General features: G+C 57.0%; 1 protein-coding gene. It reads right to left on the reverse strand.

Features of this window, described 5'->3' with window-relative positions:
* A partial coding sequence (locus ACPYOJ_RS37320) for a zinc-binding dehydrogenase (RefSeq protein ID WP_481420677.1) occupies positions 1 to 228 on the reverse strand: 228 nt, incomplete at both ends.

A 228-nucleotide genomic window follows, 5' to 3' on the forward strand; every position in this document is an offset into this window, starting at 1 on the left:
CAACCTCTTCCAGATTGACGAAATGCGTCATGCCGAAGCGTTCGCCCCATTCCCTCTTGTCGTTGTGGAGATCGACAACGATGATCATGTCGGCACCGGCAAGCCGCAGGCCCTGGATGACGGTGAGGCCGATACCGCCAAGTCCGAAGACGATGGCTATCGCGCCCATTTCGAACTTGGCCGTATTGATGACAGCACCGATACCCGTTGTTACGCAGCCGCAGATGT

Source organism: Rhizobium sp. SVR5-9E (assembly GCF_056755095.1).